We start from the raw sequence: 18,331 nt of genomic DNA on the forward strand, positions 1-18,331 counted from the left end.
TGCACAGCGAAGATGGTTCCCGGAGAGGGGCATACCGTCCGTAGACGGTATGCTTAGTTTCTTACTCGTTTCTTATACTTGCGAAAGAGACTTTGCCATTGAATTTTCAGGACACCGAGGATACCCTCTTTTACAATGCCTTTACTCATTTTGGAATAGCCTTCCTTACGATCCTTAAATGTGATAGGTACTTCAGCAATTTTGAAGCCCAGTTTCCAGGCAGTAAACTTCATTTCTATCTGGAATGCATAGCCTACAAACTGGATCTGGTCCAGGTTAATGGCTTCCAGTACTGCGCTGCTATAGCAAACGAAACCTGCAGTCGGATCTTTCACTGGCATCCAGGTGATCAGTCCTACATAGATAGAGGCGCCATAGGAGAGCACTGCTCTGTCCCATGGCCAGTTTTCAGTTTTCCCACCTTTCACATACCTGGAGCCTACGGATACGTCTGCGCCACCTTTGGCACAAGCGTCGTAGAGACGGATCAGGTCTTTCGGGTTATGGGAAAAGTCGGCATCCATTTCAAAAATATAGCGATAGCCTTTGGCTAAAGCCCATTTAAATCCATGGATGTATGCGGTTCCCAAGCCCTGCTTACCTGAACGTTCTTCCAGGAAGAGTTCGTTGGGATGTGAACCCTGTAATGATTTTACAATGGCGCCGGTACCATCCGGAGAACCATCGTCAACTATCAGGATATGGAAATCCTGCTGTAAGGAAAATACAGCGTCAATGATGTTTTGGATGTTGTCCTTTTCATTGTACGTAGGTATGATGACAAGCTTTTCCAATTCGGCAGATGGTGTTTTTTAGGACTGCGAAAATAATTCAATTCGGCTGCAAGTTAGGATGTTCTACCCGAAGATTACATTTTTTTTAACATCATATTATAATAAATCTCGGAGAGTTTTTGTTTTGTATTCAGGGGGAAATCCGCTTTCATCATCCAGTCGTAGTACTGAGGTTCGATTTTCAGGACCTCTCTTACTGGCTTTCCTTTGTATTTTCCGAAGTTGAATACTTCCTGTCCGCCCTGCATGACAATTCTGCGCGCGAAATCCACATAATCTTCTTCTTTGGTGAAGGTGGCGAGGGCATCGATATCGTTCTGGAGCTGTTCGTACCTGGTGAGCTGGGCTTCCAGGATTTCGTAGGTAGCCAGGGCGTCTGCTTCGGCGCTATGGGCATTTTCCAGGTTTTTATCGCAGTAGAACTTGTAGGCGGCGCTGAGGGTACGTTTTTCCATCAGGTGGAAGATGCGTTGTACGTCTACAAATTTACGTTTAGTGATATCGAATTCCATTTCTGCGCGGAGGAATTCCTCTACCAGTAAAGGAATGTCGAAGCGGTTGGAGTTATAACCTGCCAGGTCGCAGTTGTCCAGGAACATTTTGAGTTCGTTGGCAGCCTGCTTGAAGGTAGGCGCATCTTTCACATCTTCATCGCTGATACCATGAATTGCTGTAGATCCTGCGGGGATAGGCATTCCCGGGTGAATACGCTTAACTTTGGACTGGGTTGTTTTATCAGGAAATACTTTAATGATAGCAATTTCAATGATACGATCTGTGGCCACGTTTGTACCTGTGGTTTCCAAATCAATAACGGCCAGAGGCCTTTTGAGGAGCAGAGAAGACATCGTCTGTTTATTATTTGTTTTGTTTTAGTAAAATTATCCGAGCAGCCTGGAGAGTCCGTTGAAGTCGATACCATCATAAGTACCGGAGCTCATCAGCAACAAGTTGGTATGCTGATACTCTTGTGCTTCAAGGAATGCTTCAAAGGCGGCGCGGTCTGTAAAGATATGCAGATCATTTCTGCCAAAGCGGGCTTTTACCAATTCGGGGTCCAGATCGGGCATTCGTTTTATTTCGAGGGCATGTTTGCTGTAGAAGACGCCCGCTACATCTGCCGGGTCCATGGCGCCTGCATATTCGGATAGAAAGTCTGCATTCAGACTGCTATAGGTATGCAGTTCCAGTACGGCAATCAGTTTGCGGTCGGGATATTGTTGTTTTACCGCTTCCATAGTGGCTTTCACTTTGGAAGGTGCATGGGCAAAATCGCGGTAAATGGCGCTACGTTCATTTTTAGCGATCAATTCCAGGCGTTTGGCGGCGCCTTTGAAGCTGGCAATGCCGGCCAGGAATTCTTCATCGGAGATCCCCAGTTCATTGCAAACCAGTTTGGCAGCGTGCATATTCAACAGGTTATGACCGCCAAATACTTCCAGGTCAGCGAATCCTTCATCGAAGTACACCCTGGTGACGCCATTGCTGATCATATGAATAGGCATATTATAAGGAATCAGTCGGAGATGGCGTCCCTCGTGGGCTACCAGTTCAGACAATTCCGTATCGCTGCTGTTATAGATCAGTACACTGCCGGCTTCCATGGTACGCAGGAAGATGGCAAACTGCTCTTTGTATATCTCGTAAGTCGGGAAAACGTTGATATGATCCCATGCAATACCTGTCAATACGGCAATTTGCGGATGCAGGAAATGGAATTTCGGCCGTTTTTCGATCACGGAAGCCGGGTATTCATCTGCCTCACATACGATTACCGGGGCGTCGGTGATGTTGACCGACTGGGAGAAACCTTCCAGTTTTGCGCCCACCAGGTAGTCGAACTGCTTGCCGCTGTGCTGTAATACATGCATTACCATGGCAGTGGTAGTAGTTTTACCATGACTACCGCCGATGGCTATACGGGTTTTATTGCGGGATTCCTGGTAAATATATTCCGGGAAGGAATAGATTTTCAGGTTTAGTTCTTTAGCTTTGAGTAACTCAGGATTATCAGCCCGGGCATGCATGCCCAGGATAACAGCATCCAGGTCCGGAGTGATTCTGGTAGCGTCCCATCCAGTGGAAGGGGGGAGGATGCCGGCCTGCTTCAGGTTGGAGAGGGCGGGCTCAAAGATCTCATCATCGCTGCCGCTCACTTCATACCCTTTGATTTTCAAGGCTATGGCTAACTGGTGCATTACACTTCCTCCAATCGCTATAAAATGTACTTTTGTCATGGCGTCTTTAAGGTCACTACCAGATATATAGTGTTGTTTTTTATAATGTATTTTTTATCTTTGCAAAATAACGTTACAAAAGACGATTAAAAAAGAGATCGTATCATATTTCCTGTGAAATTTCGTTTTACTTATTTAAAACTCCCATCATGAAACCTTACTACAGAATTTTGGGCTGCACCGCGATGTTATTTATCTTTGCAGCTTTCATGACATCCTGCGCGACGCATCAGAAACTGGGCTGCCCTATGAGAGGAATGGGGATGGTGCCTACGCATAACGCAGATCAAATTAAGCATTGCTAATTCAAAAATGAACTGGATAGCGTTAACCAACGAGGAGCAATTGCAGCAAATCAATGCTGCATCTGCAGAGCAAACAATCGCCATTTTCAAGCACAGTACCCGCTGTTCCATTAGTTCCATGGCCAAATCGAGGCTGGAACGAACAGTCGTACCTGAGGCGTTAACGTTCTATTATCTGGATCTGATTTCTTACAGGTCTGTATCTAATGCCATCGAGGCAATGTATGGCGTGCCTCATGAATCTCCGCAAATATTACTCATCCGCAACGGTAAATGTATCTATGATGAAAGCCATAACGGCATCCGCATGGAAGAAATTGCAGACCATATAGCCTAGATAATATTCGTGACAAGATATTGATAAAGGTCCGCCATGGCGGACCTTTATTAGTTTTTAGGGAGACAACATCAAAAATACCTAGCTTTGTTCTATGAAGCATCGTATAGTTGTAGCTGTTACTGGAGCCAGTGGCTCCATTTATGCCCGTCAGCTCCTGAAAAAGCTGGCCAATGCGCAGGAACAGCTGGATGAAGTGGCCGTTGTGATGACGGAAAATGCCAAAACAGTATGGCAAACAGAACTAAATAACACCGACTACCAGGATATTCCCTTTAAATTTTATAGTCAGCAGGACTTCCATGCGCCCTTTGCTTCCGGTTCCGGACGTTTCAATACCATGATCCTCTGTCCTTGCTCTATGGGCACACTCGGACGTGTGGCGACAGGCATCTCCAACGATCTGATTACCCGTGCTGCCGATGTGGTACTCAAAGAAAGACGTAAGCTCATCTGTGTGGTAAGAGAAACACCTTATAACCTGATGCATATACGAAACATGGAAGCGGTAACCCTAGCCGGTGGTATCATCTGTCCTGCCACTCCTTCTTTCTACAGTGTCCCGAAAACGATTGAAGAGGTAGCAGATACTGTGGTAGACCGTATCCTGGATCTGGCTGGTGTGGAGATAAAAACCTACCGCTGGGGCAGCGATAGCAATAGTTAAGCGGATTAACTATATTAGTGCCCGTATCTTTATTCTTACTTATTTTATGCAGATCGTAATTATAAATGGCCCGAATCTCAACCTGCTCGGCAAAAGAGAACCTGGCATATATGGCAATGAGTCTTTCGAGGAATACCTGGAAACATTGAAAAAAGCTTTTCCACAGGTGAATTTTACTTATTTCCAGAGTAACGTGGAAGGGGAATTAATCAATTATCTCCACCAGGTGGGCTTTTCCGCAGATGGTATTCTGTTGAATGCTGGCGGTTACACCCATACTTCCGTCGCTATCCGTGATGCGATTGCCGGTATTAAAACCCCGGTAATTGAAGTGCATATCAGTAATGTATATGCCAGAGAAGAGTTCAGACATACTTCCCTGATTGCGCCTAAATGTGTAGGTTCCATCTGTGGATTAGGGATGAAAGGCTATAAACTGGGCGTAGAATATTTCCTGTAAAGGATTACATAAATGATTGAAATGCGGGCTGGGCAAAGTTATTTGTCCAGCCCGCGTTTTTTTACATACGCTGACCTCCAATGGCTAACCCGCCATCTACGGCAATGCTTTCTCCGGTTACAAAGCGTGCAGCCGGACTACTCAACCAGAGTACTAATTCCGCTACTTCCTCAGATGTTCCGAATCGGCCCATAGGCGCATGTTTCCGCAACGGTGCCATTAACGCTTCTCCATTTTCTGCTGGGAAAAACCGATCAAACATAGGGGTATGGATATAGCCAGGTTGCACATTATTTACCCGGATATTTTCTGCAGCAAGTTCTACTGCCAGTCCTCTGGTCATAGCATCCAGTGCCGCTTTGGAAGCAGAATAAATCGCGGAGCCAGCAAAAGCGCCACGGGCCAGCCAGGAAGAGGTATTAACGATTGCGCCTCCATCTCCCTGACGCTTAAACTGTGCCACAGCGTATTTTGCACCCAGCCAAACACCTTTCACATTAATGTGCATCAGTTCATCATAACTGGATTCTGCGATATCGCCAATTGGGCCAAAATGTCCTTCTATACCGGCATTGCTGAACAAAACATCCAGTCGGCCAAACAACTGAACAGCTGTATCAATCAATTGTGCTACTTGCTCAGATTGGGAAACATCTGTTGATACATAATCTACCTCCTGACTGATTTGACGGAGTTGTGCGAGGGCTTTGCGGCCTTCTTCCTGACGGCGTCCTGCGATCACCACTTTCATTCCATGTTGGAGAAATAATGCTGCAGTGGCTAATCCTATACCAGTGGTTCCTCCTGTAATAACGGCTACTTTGCCTTTCATTGATTCGTTTGTCATAGTTTGAATATTTATGACAAAGGTGAGGCAGTGGCAATTTTAAAAATTATGCCATTCAAACAGAAAGTTATTAATTGACAACAATCGTTTTGCGGAACTGATTTGGCGTAAGGGAAGTATGTTTTTTGAAGAAGGTATTAAAATTAGAGGAGTGCTCGAATCCAAGCGTATAGCCTATTTCAGAGATCCCCCAGCTGCTGCGTTGCAGTAGCGTTTTCGCTTCCTGGGTAATCCTGTCGGAAATCCATTCCGTAGTGGTCTTACCGGTAACTTCGCGGAGCGCTCTGTTCAGGTGGTTGGTGTGAATATTGAGCTGAGTGGCAAACTCGTTGGCATTCTTAAATTGTAAAGTCTGTTGCCGGGAATCTATGGGGAATTGTAAATCCAGTAATTCCATAAACAGGCTGCTGATCCGTTCTGCTGCGTTGCCCGATTGGTACTGATCTGTGGGCGGTTGCATTTTCAGCGCTTCATGCATAATGATCTGCACGTAGTTGTTCAGGATTTCATTTTTATTGGCATAATCAGATTGGCTTTCCTGTAGCATACTTTCAAAAATCCGTGTGAGCAAGATTTGATTGGCAGGTTCCAGGAAAAACAAGTGATCCCCGCCCACCTTGAATAGAGGAGACTGGGCCAAGCTTCCTTTCCTTAGTTCTGGGGTGATGAACTCTTCTGTAAAAACACAGAAATATCCTTTCTGATCTGTGGTGGTAGGCTCCCAGGAAAAAGGTATCCAGGGGTTTGAAAATGTGATGGCAGGTTGTTGTATATGAATAGTTTTGTCTGCATGCCCTACAATACCTTCCCCGGAAGTAATCATAGATATTTTATAGAAGTCCCGCCTGTTGGAAGGTAGCTGCGTTACATCACATGCAAATGCCTCTCTTTGGTACACAAAAAAATTACCTCCTCCGGCATAGGGTTGCCCATGTTGGTCATAAAAGCCTGCGATCGTTTCTTTCCTGCTCATATCCTAAAGTTAACCATAAAGAATGGGTATCAAATGCGGTACCAGGACAACCGAAAAGATCAAACCGTAATGAACATCGCAGACGTCCATTACGGTTTTGAGCTTTTATCCTGAGAATTATTTAGTCTTTCAGGTAGTTGAAATTAGTTTTTGGTGTGATGGTGAGGAGGGTATGATAAATCAGTTGAATGGTATTTTCAATATCCTCTTTTTTCACCATTTCCACGGTAGTATGCATATAGCGTAATGGCAAACTGATCAGTGCAGAAGGAGTACCATCATTGGAATATGCAAATGCATCTGTATCGGTACCGGTACTGCGACTCACAGCATGCAGTTGGTAAGGGATATCATGCTTTTTAGCTGTTTTGATGATGATATCACGCAAAATGTTATGTACTGCCGGACCGTAAGTGATGCTTGGACCTGCGCCACATTTGATTTCACCTTCGATGTTTTTATTGATCATCGGTGTGGTGGTATCGTGGGTTACGTCTGTGATGATAGCCACGTTAGGTTTGATACGTTTGGCGATCATCTCTGCACCACGCAGTCCTACTTCTTCCTGTACCGCATTGACGATGTATAAACCAAAAGGAAGCTCCTGTTTCTTTTCTTTCAGGAGGCGGGCTACTTCAGCAATCATAAAACCGCCGATACGGTTATCTATGGCGCGGCAGATATAATAATCGTAGTTCAGCTCTTCGAAACCATCTTCGAAAGTGCATACGCAACCAACGTGGATACCCAGATCTTCTACTTCTTTACGGCTACGGGCGCCGCAGTCCAGGAAGATGTTGTCTACCTTTGGTTGTGGCTCTTTCCCTTCTCCACCGCGTAAACGGGTGTGAATAGCGGGCCATCCGAAGACTGCTTTTACAATACCTTTTTCTGTATGTATGTTTACTCTTTTAGAAGGTGCAATTTGCTGATCGGAGCCACCATTACGGATTACATAGATCAGTCCTTCCGGAGAAATGTAGTTTACAAACCAGGAGATTTCATCCGCATGGGCTTCAATAACCACCTTGAATGGCGCTTTCGGGTTGATAACGCCTACAACAGAGCCATATGCATCTACCATATGTTCATCGATATACGGCGTGATATATTTCAGCCATAACTTCTGTCCTTCTTTCTCAAAACCGGTAGGAGATGGGTTGTTCAGGTAATCTTTGAGGAATGCAAGCGATTCCTTCGTGAATATTGATTTCTGTTTCTTAGACATATGCTTCCAGATTGTGATCGAACAAATGTAATTTATTTTGACAATTTCAAATGCAGTATACCAGCAGCAGGTGAATGACCGCGGATAACATCATAAAACCGTCCAGTACGAAGTAATAGAGATAATCGGCATTGTTTGTCCATGCCTTGCGGGTAATCAGCGCGGTGGCCAATACGGCCAGGAGCAAACTCGCAATGGCTGGAGCATCTGCATAGGGCGTAAGGGCGCCCGCTGTAACGGCAGCCAGCAGCAGGGAGGCAAAATATACCCGCAGTAAATCCTTTGTGCTCAGATGTGTGATCAGACTGCGGATGCCGGCCTTTCTGTCTTCCTCCAGGTCTCTGTTATCAAAGAGTATACAAATGGCATATACCAGCGCAAAACGGTGTAGCGTGAACAGTATCACGGGTATGGTGGCGGCATGGTCGGCGATCAGTGCCGGCAAAACCGTAGTGACGTAAGTCCATACAAAGGTGAGGAACAGCGTTTTTCCTACGGCGATTTTGCTCAGCCATCGTAAAGACGGATGTGGCACTTTGGGCGCTGAATATAAAAAGGTCAGGAAGGCGGCTCCACAGAGTTCCAGCCAGTGTGCGCGTAGCTGCCAGAAGAAATAGGCGGAGCCAATGGCGCCAATAGCGCAGCATACCAGCATCATCTTGCGATGACGGGCAGCCCAGTGTATACGTTCGGACTGTGAAGTAGGATCATCCGGGGTGAGGTACCAATGGAAATTATAACTGCAAATGGTGGAGAAGAAAACAAACAGGTAGAAATTACACTGGTCATATTGCAGGAGTAGCAGCCGGTTGGTCTGCCAGATCATCAACAATGCACAGAGTGTAATCCAGAGTGATGAATTAACAAAAAAATTGAATAGCTTTTTCAACATGCGCACGAGCATTTGGTAAAGTTGCAGGGGCTGCCGTTCAGGCAACCCCTAACCACATTACAAAGGTATATTGCCGTGTTTTTTTCTTGGCATGTTTACCACTTTATTTTCGAGCATTTTGAAACCTTTGATCAATTTAACCCTGGTCTGGGAAGGAACTACTACCTCGTCTATATAGCCCTTCTCTGCCGCCAGATAAGGATTTGCGAAGCGTTCTGTGTAGTCGTTAACCAGCTCGGTCATGCGTACTTCGGGGTTCTCTGCACCATCAATTTCTTTTTTGAAAATGATTTCTACCGCGCCTTTAGCGCCCATTACCGCAATTTCTGCTTGTGGGAAGGCAAAATTCAGGTCGGCTCCGATATGTTTGGAGTTCATCACACAGTAAGCGCCGCCATAGGCTTTGCGGGTGGTAACCGTCAGTTTGGGCACGGTGGCTTCGCTGAGGGCATACAGTAATTTAGCGCCGTTGGTGATGATACCATTCCATTCCTGGTCTGTACCAGGGAGGAAGCCGGGTACGTCTACGAGTACGAGCAACGGAACGTTGAAGGCGTCACAGAAGCGGGTAAAGCGGGCGCCTTTTACGGAAGCATGGATGTCCAGTACGCCGGCCAGATGGGCAGGCTGGTTGGCCACAATACCAATACTTCTGCCGGCGATGCTTGCAAAACCAACGATCAGGTTTTCTGCGAAGTCTTTATGTACTTCGAAGAAACTGTCTGCATCAGTGAGTTCTGCGATCACTTCCTTCATATCATAAGGCTGGTTGGGATTGGCCGGAATCAGGGTATCCAGCTTTTCTCTTACCTCATTCCCTAACGTGTAGGGGTATACGGGTGCTGTTCCCTCGCAGTTTTGCGGGATATAGCTCAGGAGTTGTTTGATGTTTTGGATACATTCCACTTCGTTGGCGCAGGAGAAATGGGTTACGCCGCTTTTGGTAGCATGGGTTTGTGCGCCGCCGAGTTCTTCGGAGGTTACTTCTTCATGCGTAACGGTTTTCACCACGTTAGGTCCTGTAACGAACATATAGGATGTTTGCTCCACCATCATGATAAAGTCGGTGATGGCAGGAGAATATACGGCGCCGCCGGCGCAAGGTCCCATAATGGCGCTGATTTGTGGAATCACGCCGGAAGCCCTGGTATTGCGGTAGAAAATATCTGCATAACCGCCCAGACTCACTACTCCTTCCTGGATACGTGCGCCGCCACTGTCGTTCAAACCAATTAATGGGGCGCCATTGTCCATGGCGAGGTCCATGATTTTACAGATTTTACGGGCATGCGGTTCGGAGAGACTACCGCCGTAAACGGTGAAGTCCTGAGAGAAAACATACACCAGACGGCCGTTGATGGTTCCATAGCCAGTAACCACGCCATCGCCGAGGAACTGTTCCTGGTCGAAGGTGAGGCCTCTGTTACGGTTGGTAACCAGCATATCCAGTTCTTCAAATGAGCCTTCGTCCAGCAGGAGCTGCAGCCTTTCGCGGGCGGTCAGTTTACCTTTTTTGTGCTGGGAGGCAATTCTTACTTCACCGCCACCTAACTTGGCTTCGGCTATCTTTGATTGTAGTTCTTCTATTTTATTCATCGCGGGAAATTCTGGCAGTAATTTAAAGATAAAATAAACGCCGCAGTGTTGCGGCGTCTATAAATTTTTTATCAGGAAGGGAATAATGGCCAGTAATCATGGCGCGCGCTTCTTGAATATGGGAATTTTTTTAGTGGTAATGGTATCGCTGATATTCCCTGCTCTGTCCTGGATGAATACTTCCATCCACATACTATCCGGGCGGTCTTCGGTGTGTTCTATCCAACGGACAAAATCAATTTTTTCCAGCGGCAGTTTCACCTGGGCATTCACGCTTTTACCTGTATTTTCGCCAATTCCCGCCATATGTTTCATGCCAAATCGGGCAGTATCTGTAGCTGGATTGGCAATAAAATAATGTATACGATAGAAAATGGCGGAGTCGATGTCGCCATCTCCGTCTTTCACGCGGAAAAAGGCATTTACTACTGCTGTATTGCTGTCTATGGAAGGTAAGGACCAACTTTCAAAACTAATGGTGGGTATCGGGCCGTAATTGTCCTTGTTACAAGAAAGCACAACGAAGGCTGCAAACAGGAATAATAACAGGAATTTCTTCATAAAACAAACCTACATTAATTTAGGTAATATACAAATATATCGTTGTATCCCGCAGGTACTCATTAACTAACGTTTTTTTATATCAATTGTTACTTACTGCGGCTAAAATTATTCTTCTCCCTACCTTTGCATTGATTTAAAGTATCTAACAGATGAGTGGAGTATCACCAGATAATATTTTTACCCTGCAGCCGGAAGGCCTGGAAGCCTTATCCCTGGAGCTTTTTCGTTTTCAATATCGCGAAAATGATATCTATCGCGCCTATACGAATGCCCTGCATATCCGTCCTGAGGAGGTAAAAAGCATCCTGGAGATACCGTATCTCCCGATACAATTCTTTAAAACCCACGCTGTTGTATGCGGTAACTTCACGCCGGAACTGGTTTTTGAAAGCAGCGGCACAACGCAAACCATCAACAGCAAACACCTGGTAAAGTACAGCGATATCTATACCCGCAGTTTTATGACGGCCTTTGAGCAGTTGTATGGTAGGGTGGAAGATTATGTGATCGTTGGTTTGCTGCCTTCTTACCTGGAGCGGCAGCATTCCTCGCTGGTACGCATGGTACAGGTGATGATCGAGAAAAGTGGAAAACCAGAGAGTGGCTTCTATCTCTACGAACATGCCAAACTCGCAGCAGAACTGCAACAGCTGGAAGCCCGCGGACAGAAAGTACTGCTGATTGGCGTCACCTTTGGGCTGCTGGATTTCGCGGAAAATTTCAAACTAAACCTCCAACACACCATTGTCATGGAAACCGGCGGAATGAAAGGTCGCCGGGAAGAATGGACCCGACAGGAAGTCCACGATTACCTGAAAGAACGTTTGGGCGTACCCGTTGTACATGCCGAATATGGTATGACCGAACTCTTGTCCCAGGCATATTCCCAAGGAAATGGCCTGTTTACCACGCCGCCCTGGATGAAAATTCTGCTCCGCGATGAAAATGATCCCTTCGATCTCAAAACAGGTAAAGGTGCAGGCGTGATCAACGTCATCGATCTGGCCAATATTTACTCCTGTGCTTTTATTGCCACAGACGATATCGGTAAAATGCACGAGGATGGCCAGTTTGAAGTATTGGGCCGCCTTGATAATTCCGCCCTGAGAGGCTGTAGCCTAATGGTTAGCTGATTGTTTTATTGTAATTTATTTTAATGTAAATTGCCCGGGTATATAACACCTATGCCTATGAAACGGGTAATAATGCTACTCGTATGTACCCTTATCTGGGCCGATTCCATGGCCCAGGAAGCGATTATTAAGCAACTCAAAGATGGATTCCGCCTGGAAGGCCCGAAAAAGGATACCCTTCAGTTGGACGATGGTCCTTATGAATCTGCCGGTAGGAAGCCCCTGAGTGGGCCTTCATTGATTATTGGCGGAGCGCAGAAAATCCAGATAGATTCTACCTATGATTTTGATGTAGTCCTTTACCAGAAGGTGTATCGCAAGGCGCCTGAGGATACTGCTTCCCGGGAAGTAAATGAAGTGCTGACCATGTATAACAGTGAGCAGCCGCAACTGGCCATCCTGATGTCTAATGCCTCCAATAAGGCGAAATACATGTATATCGCGGATTTCAACCATGCTTCCCAATTGAGTGTAACGGCCATTCATAACATGGGTAGCGGAGAGAAAGCATTGCTGGACCTGCGTGATATGTCGCCAGTTTATCCCGGAGAGCCGGACTACCTGGATCAACTGAAGCCGACGGGCGAAGAAGAGGAGATCCTGGGGGTAAAATGCCAGGAATTTGCTTTTACACAGGAGATGCCGGCGGATACCAGTGGTACACCGGTATTGGTATCTGCTCGTATATGGATGCCTGTTAGTATGCACCAGGTATTTGGTGGATACATTCATATCCGGGAGCCATATCGTCAGCAGTTGCAGGACATTACAGATGCGGGTAAAATACTGCCGGTAGCGGCTCCGTTCAGAAAGGAACTGTGGTACAGCGACGGCACGGTGATGCTTACGCTTCCCTGGGATATGATTACCCAGGAGCCCCGTCAGTTAAAGATTTCAGATATTATTCAAGAGAAGCTCCATTCTTAGCCATATGCAGCAATGCCGGTAATTTGGACGGCTCCTGCATAATGGCGGCCAATGTGTGCATGTATGGAAAGGAATGATGGTCCATACCGAAACGGTTCAGCAGGTAAACATCCAGTTGTTCCGGAGAGGTATGGCCCTGGATATAATCGCCCAGGTAGAAGAGGAAGCGTTGTTGTTCTTTTTCTGTAAGTAACACGAGGGCTACCTTATCTTTCAGCACCTGATGCTGTTGATTGCTGAGGATTTTAAGGGCTTTTTCGTAGTGTTCGCGGGTGAGTTCCTTGCCGTATTGTGGCAGGAGCTGGGTGCAGAGATAATCTATCGCGATATCGTCGAAGAAGCCGGCGCCCATATCTGTATTGGGTTCATTATGCCAGGTGGCCCATTCCAGGAAATCGGTGGTACTAATGTGGCCAGCCAGCAGCGCTTTCAGGTGGTGGATCATGCCGGCACGGGTAGGCGTAGTTTCCACGGCATGTGGCATTTCAGTGAGTATCTGCTGATAAAAATCCTCATTAACAGTGCGGGCTGTAGACAGCAGCATCTGTGTTACTTCTTCCCCAACAGCCACAGAGGCGGCCTGTACAGGAGCGATATCAGCTAATACTTCCGCTTTTGTTTTGTTTCCACGCAAATAATCCTTCACCAGTGCAACAAAGAAGGTGGAAGTTACAGGAGGCGTTTGATTGTTCATGGCCTGTTAATTAGTTTTAGCAAGTCACCTGAAACTACCCGTTTAGGTATAGTATATGGATGTCCGTTATATAAATTTGCCGGAATAGCCGGCAGGTAGTTGTAGTTACCGTCATGTCAAAAATAATACAAATTGGGTTATCTACATTTTTTTGCCACTACTTGTAAAGTAAAATGCCCCATTTTTTAGCTCCTGGTATCCTAACTGATTAAAAAGATTTTCCGGAGAATAGCATTGTTGGCATTTCCAACAGCTCTTAATACTGAACCATCTGCCTTCGGATCGGTTATTGTAGAGGAAGAATATTTAGGGAGACAACCGGACCTCTGCATGCGATATCTTTTCCGGAGCCTGGCATATGATTACCTGTAATAGCGAGTTCAACAATTCATTGATCCCCCTTCTGAAACTATCATGAATCTGAAATAAACGATGTGTGCACGAAAGAATAGGCTATCCGTCTGATTGTAAATTTGTTTCATTTTATTGTAGTTAGGATTCCATATTTATTTCCGATTTTTTAGAAACCAGTAATGCTTTTTTTACTCAGTTATAAATTCTCTAAACATGGAAAACAAATCAGTTAACAAGAAAGTAATTTTCTCCGGATCTCTTGTTGCCGGCGCTATCCTCGGGCTGGCTACGCTGGCTAATGCCAACCCTGTTAGTTACAACAATATGGGCAGTGGTACCTCTGTAAGAAGTGCACTGGCAGGCAACGGCCATATCATGACTACAGAAATGAAATGCAGCGGTAAAGACTCCACCGCTAAAACACATGAGGGCAAATGTTCTCCAGGTAAATGTGCTGCGGGTAAATGTGCAGGACATAAAAAAGGCGCTAAAGGAAAAGGTACCAAACCAGTGAAAGATAGTACTGGTAAAGGTGGTGGTATGTAATTATATGCAATCAGGAAGACAGCAGTAAAGCGCTGTCTTCCTTTTTCTCTTACCTGTAAACGCTATCTTATGGTAGGTATTGGATTTAGACGGGAGTTTGCACAGGAGCTGATCGCCGGCGAATTAATTCATCCCGATTTCATAGAGTTTGCACCAGAAAACTGGATGCATATCGGAGGACATTGGAAGAAATTATTGCATCAGGCGGTAGAGAGATACCCGGTGCTCTGTCATGGTTTATCGCTATCAATCGGAAGTCCGGAACCTTTGGATCAGGAATTCCTGCGTTATGTAAAATCATTCCTGGAGGAATATCAGATCCAGCTTTACTCTGAACATATCAGTTACTCCAAGTGTGATAATGCGCATATGTATGATCTGTTGCCCGTGCCATTCAGAATGGATGCCGTCAGGCATATTTCCGAGCGTATTCAGCAGGTACAAGACTATATGCAGCGACCGCTGGTGATGGAAATCGTGTCTTACTATACCCCTGTAGCGGCGGAAATGAGCGAAAGCGATTTTATCAGTGAAATTGTGCGTCAGAGCGGTTGTCAGTTGTTGCTGGATGTAAACAATATATATGTGAATGCATTCAATCATCAGTATGACGCGAAGGAATTCATTGCGCAACTTCCCCTCGATAAAGTAGGTTATATCCATATGGCGGGGCATGAAAAAGTAACGCCGGATCTTATTATTGATACCCACGCTGATGCCATTATCGATCCGGTATACGATCTCTTTGAAGGGACTATACAGCGACTGAAACCTGTACCGGTATTGCTGGAACGGGATTATAATTTCCCGCAGCTGCCGGAATTGCAAGGTGAACTAAACCGGTTAAAAGCTATTTGTAATAAACATTGGAGTAGAAATCATGCACTTGTCAGCGGAAACATATAGCGTCCAACAGGCCTTTTCCCGCTATTGCCGCACCGGCAAAAAGGGTAATCTCTCTGGAGTGCAGACCGACCGGATGGCCTGGTACCGGGAAATGGTATTCAATATTTTTGCGGATGCCCTGGAAACAGCATTCCCTATTGCTTTTGCGAATCTGCCACAAGGAAAATGGGACAGTATGACAAAGGAGTTTTGTAGTCAACATGCCTGTCAATCCTACCAGTTGTGGAAGATGCCGCTGGAGTTTTACACTTATGCGGTAGAAAATAGTTGGGATGAAAAACATCATATTCCTTACCTCAACGATTTGCTCAGCTTTGAATGGGCGGAGTTGGAACTCTACAATATGGAAGACTTGGCTGTTCCTGCATTTAAACTGCAGGGCAACTGGCTGCAGGAATCCATTTTACTTAATCCGGAATATAGGCTGCTGGCCTTTAAATACCCGGTACATAAGGAAACAAACCGTCGTAAGATATTGCAGCAGGCAGGAGCATGGTTTGTATTGCTGTACCGCATGCCTGAAACCGGCCTGGTACAGTTTATTGAATTATCGCCCTGGCTGGCCTTTGTGATGGAGCAATTATATGCGGGTATAACGTTGTCGGATATACTGGCTTATGCGCCTGATTTGAATATAACGGTAACGGATACTTTAGCATCGGAGACTGTCCTCTTCTTGCAGGAGATGCAGACGCGGCAACTCGTACTAGGATTTCAACCCTGATATATGAAAGCATATCGCATTTGGGCGGAAAAGTTGTCTGCCCTGAAAGATTTACCATTGTTATTATTGCGGCTGGTACTCGCATATGGCTATCTGGGGCCTGCCACCATGAAATGGAAAGATATTCATGGTATCGGCGATTGGTTTGGGCAACTACATATTCCCGCGCCCTACGTCAGCGCTTACCTGGTAGCATGTACAGAAACCGTTGGGGTAGTATGGCTGTTCCTGGGATTATATGTCCGGTATATCACTATACCACTGATGTTCAGTATGGTAGTAGCCATTATTACCGTCCATTGGGAGAATGGATTTGAGTCCGGCAATAATGGCTTTGAAATTCCTTTATATTATATACTGATGCTGTTTGTATTATTGGTGTATGGCGCTGGTAGAATCAGTATCGACTACTTCATTGAGCGCAAGCGACGCTGATGGTTTCCGGTGAACTGCAAATCCGGATTTATCTCCTCTGAGATGCGTTTTCAGTAACTCATTTTCATCGTAATCGCCAGCTACAGAAGAGTAGTATTGAATAGGAGGAAGCGTTTCCAGGGAGTCGAGCCGCGCTTTCAGCGCTTGTAAAGCTGCCGCTACTCGTTCCTCTGGTATATGATTGGCTTCATGCACAATAAAAGGCGCCAGTGGCGTAATGCCGCTATACCACATAATACCATGATGAATAGGAAACAGTAGATCATCCATATGGCCGTTGATGCCATTCAGACTAAAACTGTGGGTATCGCTTCCCGCCGTAACGATCAGCATCCCTTTCTTGCCCAGGAGTTTGCCACCGCCATAGCGTTTGCCTGTACCATAGCCAAATCCTTTGGTAAATACCCTGTCTACCCAACCTTTCAATATTGCCGGCATAGAAAACCACCATAGCGGAAACTGAAATATAATGAGGTCGGCACGTAATACTTTTGCTTGTTCTGCAACGATATCCGGAGATAAGGTTTGATTTTCGAGCGCTGATTTAGAGGCGTTGCCTACGAATAGGCGTTCTTCCTGGTTGTGTTGGTAATCCGCTCCATCTACAGCAGATTTCCAGTTCATTTGATATAAGTCGGAAACTTCCACCTGATGGCCGGCCGCTTCCAGATGAGCTACCGCAGTATTTTTAATGGTACCGTTGAGAGAACGCTGTTCGGGATGTGCAAATATGATTAGTACATTCATAAAATTTGTTACTTTTGATAATGTAAAATTGTACAATTCGATAGTGAAATAATTGTACAATTTTTCCAAATTTTTGAATTATGATGAGAGAAAACATATTTCAGCCATTTGAGATCCGGGAAATCAATACGGATCATTGTCCGGTAGTACCGCATTATCATAACTTCTTTGAGTTGGTATACATCCTGGAAGGGACTGGCACGCAGGTGGCGAACGACAACCGGTTTGAGTACGGCCCCGGCCATTTGTTTTTGTTAACGCCTGAAGATAAGCACCACTTTGAAGTACATGCAACCACGCAGTTTTTTTTCCTGCGGTTCAACGCTGTTTTTATACGGCAGGTGATGAATGAAAGAAAGGAATGGGTAAAGCGAATGGAGTTTATCCTGGACCATGCGGGGCATGCGCCTGGATGTATTTTGCATGAGGAAACCGATGGCGCTATTGCGCATCATCTGATACAGGCATTGCGACAGGAAAATCAGCGGGATAGTCTTTATAAACAGGAAGTTATGGAGCAACTGGTGAATACATTGATTACTTTGGTAGCCCGAAATGTAGCCACCAGACTGCCAGCGGAAATGCCTAATAACAATGACCGGACCCTGCAGGAAATTATTCGTCATATTCAGACGCACATATATGAGCCCGAAATGCTGAAAGCAGAGAAGATAGCGGTTGCAGTAGGTGTTTCTGTTAATTATCTGGGAAGGTATTTTAAGAAGCAAGCCGGTGAAAATATGCAGGATTATATTTTGCGTTATAAACTGAAGCTGGTAGAAACCCGCTTGTTACATAGTAATATGAGGATCAATGAAATTGCGTGGGAGTTGAATTTTGCAGACGAGAGTCATCTGACCAGATTGTTCAAAAAACATAATGGTATGAATCCAAGCGCATTCAGAAAGAAAGCGCTCCTGACGGCCTGATATTAAGGCTGCTAAAGGTTTGAACAAATGCTTTGT

At 45.6% G+C, this 18,331-nt stretch carries 21 protein-coding genes; 10 read left to right on the plus strand and 11 right to left on the minus strand.

The features are described from left to right. Positions 1-53: 53 nt before the first annotated feature. The 3 genes from CLV59_RS11630 to CLV59_RS11640 all read right to left on the minus strand — a co-directional run bounded on the left by CLV59_RS11630 (position 54) and on the right by CLV59_RS11640 (position 3,031). Complete coding sequence (locus tag CLV59_RS11630) at positions 54-794, minus strand: polyprenol monophosphomannose synthase (RefSeq protein WP_111592196.1); 741 nt, start codon at positions 792-794, stop codon at positions 54-56. Positions 795-868: 74 nt separating this feature from the next. Next, complete coding sequence (locus CLV59_RS11635) at positions 869-1,642, minus strand: 3'-5' exonuclease (RefSeq protein ID WP_111592197.1); 774 nt, start codon at positions 1,640-1,642, stop codon at positions 869-871. A 33-nt stretch (positions 1,643-1,675) separates the two neighbouring features. Continuing rightward, entirely contained in the window at positions 1,676-3,031 is a 1,356-nt protein-coding gene (locus tag CLV59_RS11640; protein WP_111592198.1) for a UDP-N-acetylmuramate--L-alanine ligase, read from the minus strand. Positions 3,032-3,343: 312 nt separating this feature from the next. Between CLV59_RS11640 and ytxJ the strand changes: the two genes are divergently transcribed. The 3 genes from ytxJ (at position 3,344) to aroQ (ending at position 4,800) form a co-directional block, all read left to right on the plus strand. After that, on the plus strand, positions 3,344-3,673 hold the full coding sequence (ytxJ, locus tag CLV59_RS11645) for a bacillithiol system redox-active protein YtxJ (RefSeq protein ID WP_111592199.1): 330 nt from the start codon (positions 3,344-3,346) through the stop codon (positions 3,671-3,673). A 94-nt stretch (positions 3,674-3,767) separates the two neighbouring features. After that, a complete protein-coding gene (locus tag CLV59_RS11650) occupies positions 3,768-4,340 on the plus strand; it encodes a UbiX family flavin prenyltransferase (protein ID WP_111592200.1) in 573 nt (190 codons plus the stop codon). Positions 4,341-4,386: 46 nt separating this feature from the next. Next, the gene (gene aroQ / locus CLV59_RS11655; protein WP_111592201.1) at positions 4,387-4,800 is read left to right on the plus strand and encodes a type II 3-dehydroquinate dehydratase; all 414 of its coding nucleotides are present in this window, start codon (positions 4,387-4,389) and stop codon (positions 4,798-4,800) included. Positions 4,801-4,861: 61 nt separating this feature from the next. On the opposite strand, the gene CLV59_RS11660 is transcribed toward aroQ, so the two are convergent. The 6 genes from CLV59_RS11660 to CLV59_RS11685 all read right to left on the minus strand — a co-directional run bounded on the left by CLV59_RS11660 (position 4,862) and on the right by CLV59_RS11685 (position 10,897). Beyond that, positions 4,862-5,647, minus strand: coding sequence for an SDR family NAD(P)-dependent oxidoreductase (locus CLV59_RS11660; protein ID WP_111592202.1), 786 nt, complete (start codon positions 5,645-5,647; stop codon positions 4,862-4,864). Between the two features lie 70 nt (positions 5,648-5,717). Then, the gene (locus CLV59_RS11665) at positions 5,718-6,620 is read right to left on the minus strand and encodes a helix-turn-helix domain-containing protein (protein WP_111592203.1); all 903 of its coding nucleotides are present in this window, start codon (positions 6,618-6,620) and stop codon (positions 5,718-5,720) included. Positions 6,621-6,741: 121 nt separating this feature from the next. Beyond that, on the minus strand, positions 6,742-7,848 hold the full coding sequence (locus CLV59_RS11670; RefSeq protein ID WP_111592204.1) for a M42 family metallopeptidase: 1,107 nt from the start codon (positions 7,846-7,848) through the stop codon (positions 6,742-6,744). A gap of 46 nt (positions 7,849-7,894) precedes the next feature. Next, a complete protein-coding gene (locus tag CLV59_RS11675) occupies positions 7,895-8,740 on the minus strand; it encodes a UbiA family prenyltransferase (RefSeq protein WP_170137717.1) in 846 nt (281 codons plus the stop codon). A gap of 57 nt (positions 8,741-8,797) precedes the next feature. Next, complete coding sequence (locus tag CLV59_RS11680) at positions 8,798-10,336, minus strand: acyl-CoA carboxylase subunit beta (RefSeq protein WP_111592206.1); 1,539 nt, start codon at positions 10,334-10,336, stop codon at positions 8,798-8,800. 96 nt (positions 10,337-10,432) lie between these two features. Then, on the minus strand, positions 10,433-10,897 hold the full coding sequence (locus tag CLV59_RS11685) for a hypothetical protein (protein WP_111592207.1): 465 nt from the start codon (positions 10,895-10,897) through the stop codon (positions 10,433-10,435). Between the two features lie 152 nt (positions 10,898-11,049). On the opposite strand from CLV59_RS11685, the gene CLV59_RS11690 reads away from it, so the two are divergent. Together CLV59_RS11690 and CLV59_RS11695 are read left to right on the plus strand one after the other, a co-directional pair. Next, entirely contained in the window at positions 11,050-12,033 is a 984-nt protein-coding gene (locus CLV59_RS11690) for a LuxE/PaaK family acyltransferase (protein WP_111592208.1), read from the plus strand. A gap of 57 nt (positions 12,034-12,090) precedes the next feature. After that, a complete protein-coding gene (locus tag CLV59_RS11695) occupies positions 12,091-12,960 on the plus strand; it encodes a hypothetical protein (protein WP_146616170.1) in 870 nt (289 codons plus the stop codon). Here CLV59_RS11695 and CLV59_RS11700 read toward each other — a convergent pair. Continuing rightward, the gene (locus CLV59_RS11700; protein WP_111592210.1) at positions 12,935-13,654 is read right to left on the minus strand and encodes a hypothetical protein; all 720 of its coding nucleotides are present in this window, start codon (positions 13,652-13,654) and stop codon (positions 12,935-12,937) included. The two genes, CLV59_RS11695 and CLV59_RS11700, sit on opposite strands and share 26 nt — an antisense overlap. A gap of 567 nt (positions 13,655-14,221) precedes the next feature. Between CLV59_RS11700 and CLV59_RS11705 the strand changes: the two genes are divergently transcribed. The 4 genes from CLV59_RS11705 to CLV59_RS11720 all read left to right on the plus strand — a co-directional run bounded on the left by CLV59_RS11705 (position 14,222) and on the right by CLV59_RS11720 (position 16,619). Beyond that, positions 14,222-14,554 carry a hypothetical protein gene (locus CLV59_RS11705; protein WP_111592211.1) on the plus strand — a complete coding sequence of 111 codons (333 nt, stop codon included), beginning with the start codon at positions 14,222-14,224 and terminating at the stop codon, positions 14,552-14,554. Between the two features lie 69 nt (positions 14,555-14,623). Further along, on the plus strand, positions 14,624-15,460 hold the full coding sequence (locus tag CLV59_RS11710; RefSeq protein WP_111592212.1) for an HvfB family MNIO-type RiPP peptide maturase: 837 nt from the start codon (positions 14,624-14,626) through the stop codon (positions 15,458-15,460). After that, positions 15,435-16,184, plus strand: a complete 750-nt coding sequence (locus CLV59_RS11715; protein ID WP_111592213.1) for an HvfC/BufC N-terminal domain-containing protein — start codon at positions 15,435-15,437, stop codon at positions 16,182-16,184. The genes CLV59_RS11710 and CLV59_RS11715 overlap by 26 nt, the downstream gene beginning before the upstream one ends. Positions 16,185-16,187: 3 nt before the next feature. Further along, positions 16,188-16,619 carry an HvfX family Cu-binding RiPP maturation protein gene (locus tag CLV59_RS11720; RefSeq protein ID WP_111592214.1) on the plus strand — a complete coding sequence of 144 codons (432 nt, stop codon included), beginning with the start codon at positions 16,188-16,190 and terminating at the stop codon, positions 16,617-16,619. Here the strand turns inward: CLV59_RS11720 and CLV59_RS11725 are convergent. Beyond that, on the minus strand, positions 16,557-17,366 hold the full coding sequence (locus tag CLV59_RS11725) for an NAD(P)H-dependent oxidoreductase (RefSeq protein WP_111592215.1): 810 nt from the start codon (positions 17,364-17,366) through the stop codon (positions 16,557-16,559). The genes CLV59_RS11720 and CLV59_RS11725 overlap by 63 nt on opposite strands. Before the next feature lie 80 nt (positions 17,367-17,446). Between CLV59_RS11725 and CLV59_RS11730 the strand changes: the two genes are divergently transcribed. Continuing rightward, on the plus strand, positions 17,447-18,295 hold the full coding sequence (locus CLV59_RS11730; RefSeq protein ID WP_111592216.1) for a helix-turn-helix domain-containing protein: 849 nt from the start codon (positions 17,447-17,449) through the stop codon (positions 18,293-18,295). The last annotated feature ends 36 nt before the right edge of the window (positions 18,296-18,331 follow it).

It is taken from the genome of Chitinophaga dinghuensis, assembly GCF_003259435.1.
Classification (GTDB): Bacteria; Bacteroidota; Bacteroidia; order Chitinophagales; family Chitinophagaceae; genus Chitinophaga; species Chitinophaga dinghuensis.

What these genes read in the sequence shown, in the direction of transcription:
- CLV59_RS11690 (WP_111592208.1), top strand. Translation starts at nt 11,050, where the DNA reads ATGAGTGGAGTATCACCAGATAATATTTTTACCCTGCAGCCGGAAGGC.
- CLV59_RS11635 (WP_111592197.1), bottom strand. Translation starts at nt 1,642, where the DNA reads ATGTCTTCTCTGCTCCTCAAAAGGCCTCTGGCCGTTATTGATTTGGAA.
- CLV59_RS11640 (WP_111592198.1), bottom strand. Translation starts at nt 3,031, where the DNA reads ATGACAAAAGTACATTTTATAGCGATTGGAGGAAGTGTAATGCACCAG.
- CLV59_RS11720 (WP_111592214.1), top strand. Translation starts at nt 16,188, where the DNA reads ATGAAAGCATATCGCATTTGGGCGGAAAAGTTGTCTGCCCTGAAAGAT.
- CLV59_RS11705 (WP_111592211.1), top strand. Translation starts at nt 14,222, where the DNA reads ATGGAAAACAAATCAGTTAACAAGAAAGTAATTTTCTCCGGATCTCTT.
- CLV59_RS11710 (WP_111592212.1), top strand. Translation starts at nt 14,624, where the DNA reads ATGGTAGGTATTGGATTTAGACGGGAGTTTGCACAGGAGCTGATCGCC.
- CLV59_RS11670 (WP_111592204.1), bottom strand. Translation starts at nt 7,848, where the DNA reads ATGTCTAAGAAACAGAAATCAATATTCACGAAGGAATCGCTTGCATTC.
- CLV59_RS11725 (WP_111592215.1), bottom strand. Translation starts at nt 17,366, where the DNA reads ATGAATGTACTAATCATATTTGCACATCCCGAACAGCGTTCTCTCAAC.
- CLV59_RS11700 (WP_111592210.1), bottom strand. Translation starts at nt 13,654, where the DNA reads ATGAACAATCAAACGCCTCCTGTAACTTCCACCTTCTTTGTTGCACTG.
- aroQ (WP_111592201.1), top strand. Translation starts at nt 4,387, where the DNA reads ATGCAGATCGTAATTATAAATGGCCCGAATCTCAACCTGCTCGGCAAA.
- CLV59_RS11665 (WP_111592203.1), bottom strand. Translation starts at nt 6,620, where the DNA reads ATGAGCAGGAAAGAAACGATCGCAGGCTTTTATGACCAACATGGGCAA.
- CLV59_RS11715 (WP_111592213.1), top strand. Translation starts at nt 15,435, where the DNA reads ATGCACTTGTCAGCGGAAACATATAGCGTCCAACAGGCCTTTTCCCGC.
- CLV59_RS11695 (WP_146616170.1), top strand. Translation starts at nt 12,091, where the DNA reads ATGAAACGGGTAATAATGCTACTCGTATGTACCCTTATCTGGGCCGAT.
- CLV59_RS11660 (WP_111592202.1), bottom strand. Translation starts at nt 5,647, where the DNA reads ATGACAAACGAATCAATGAAAGGCAAAGTAGCCGTTATTACAGGAGGA.
- CLV59_RS11650 (WP_111592200.1), top strand. Translation starts at nt 3,768, where the DNA reads ATGAAGCATCGTATAGTTGTAGCTGTTACTGGAGCCAGTGGCTCCATT.
- CLV59_RS11675 (WP_170137717.1), bottom strand. Translation starts at nt 8,740, where the DNA reads ATGTTGAAAAAGCTATTCAATTTTTTTGTTAATTCATCACTCTGGATT.
- CLV59_RS11680 (WP_111592206.1), bottom strand. Translation starts at nt 10,336, where the DNA reads ATGAATAAAATAGAAGAACTACAATCAAAGATAGCCGAAGCCAAGTTA.
- CLV59_RS11730 (WP_111592216.1), top strand. Translation starts at nt 17,447, where the DNA reads ATGATGAGAGAAAACATATTTCAGCCATTTGAGATCCGGGAAATCAAT.
- CLV59_RS11685 (WP_111592207.1), bottom strand. Translation starts at nt 10,897, where the DNA reads ATGAAGAAATTCCTGTTATTATTCCTGTTTGCAGCCTTCGTTGTGCTT.
- ytxJ (WP_111592199.1), top strand. Translation starts at nt 3,344, where the DNA reads ATGAACTGGATAGCGTTAACCAACGAGGAGCAATTGCAGCAAATCAAT.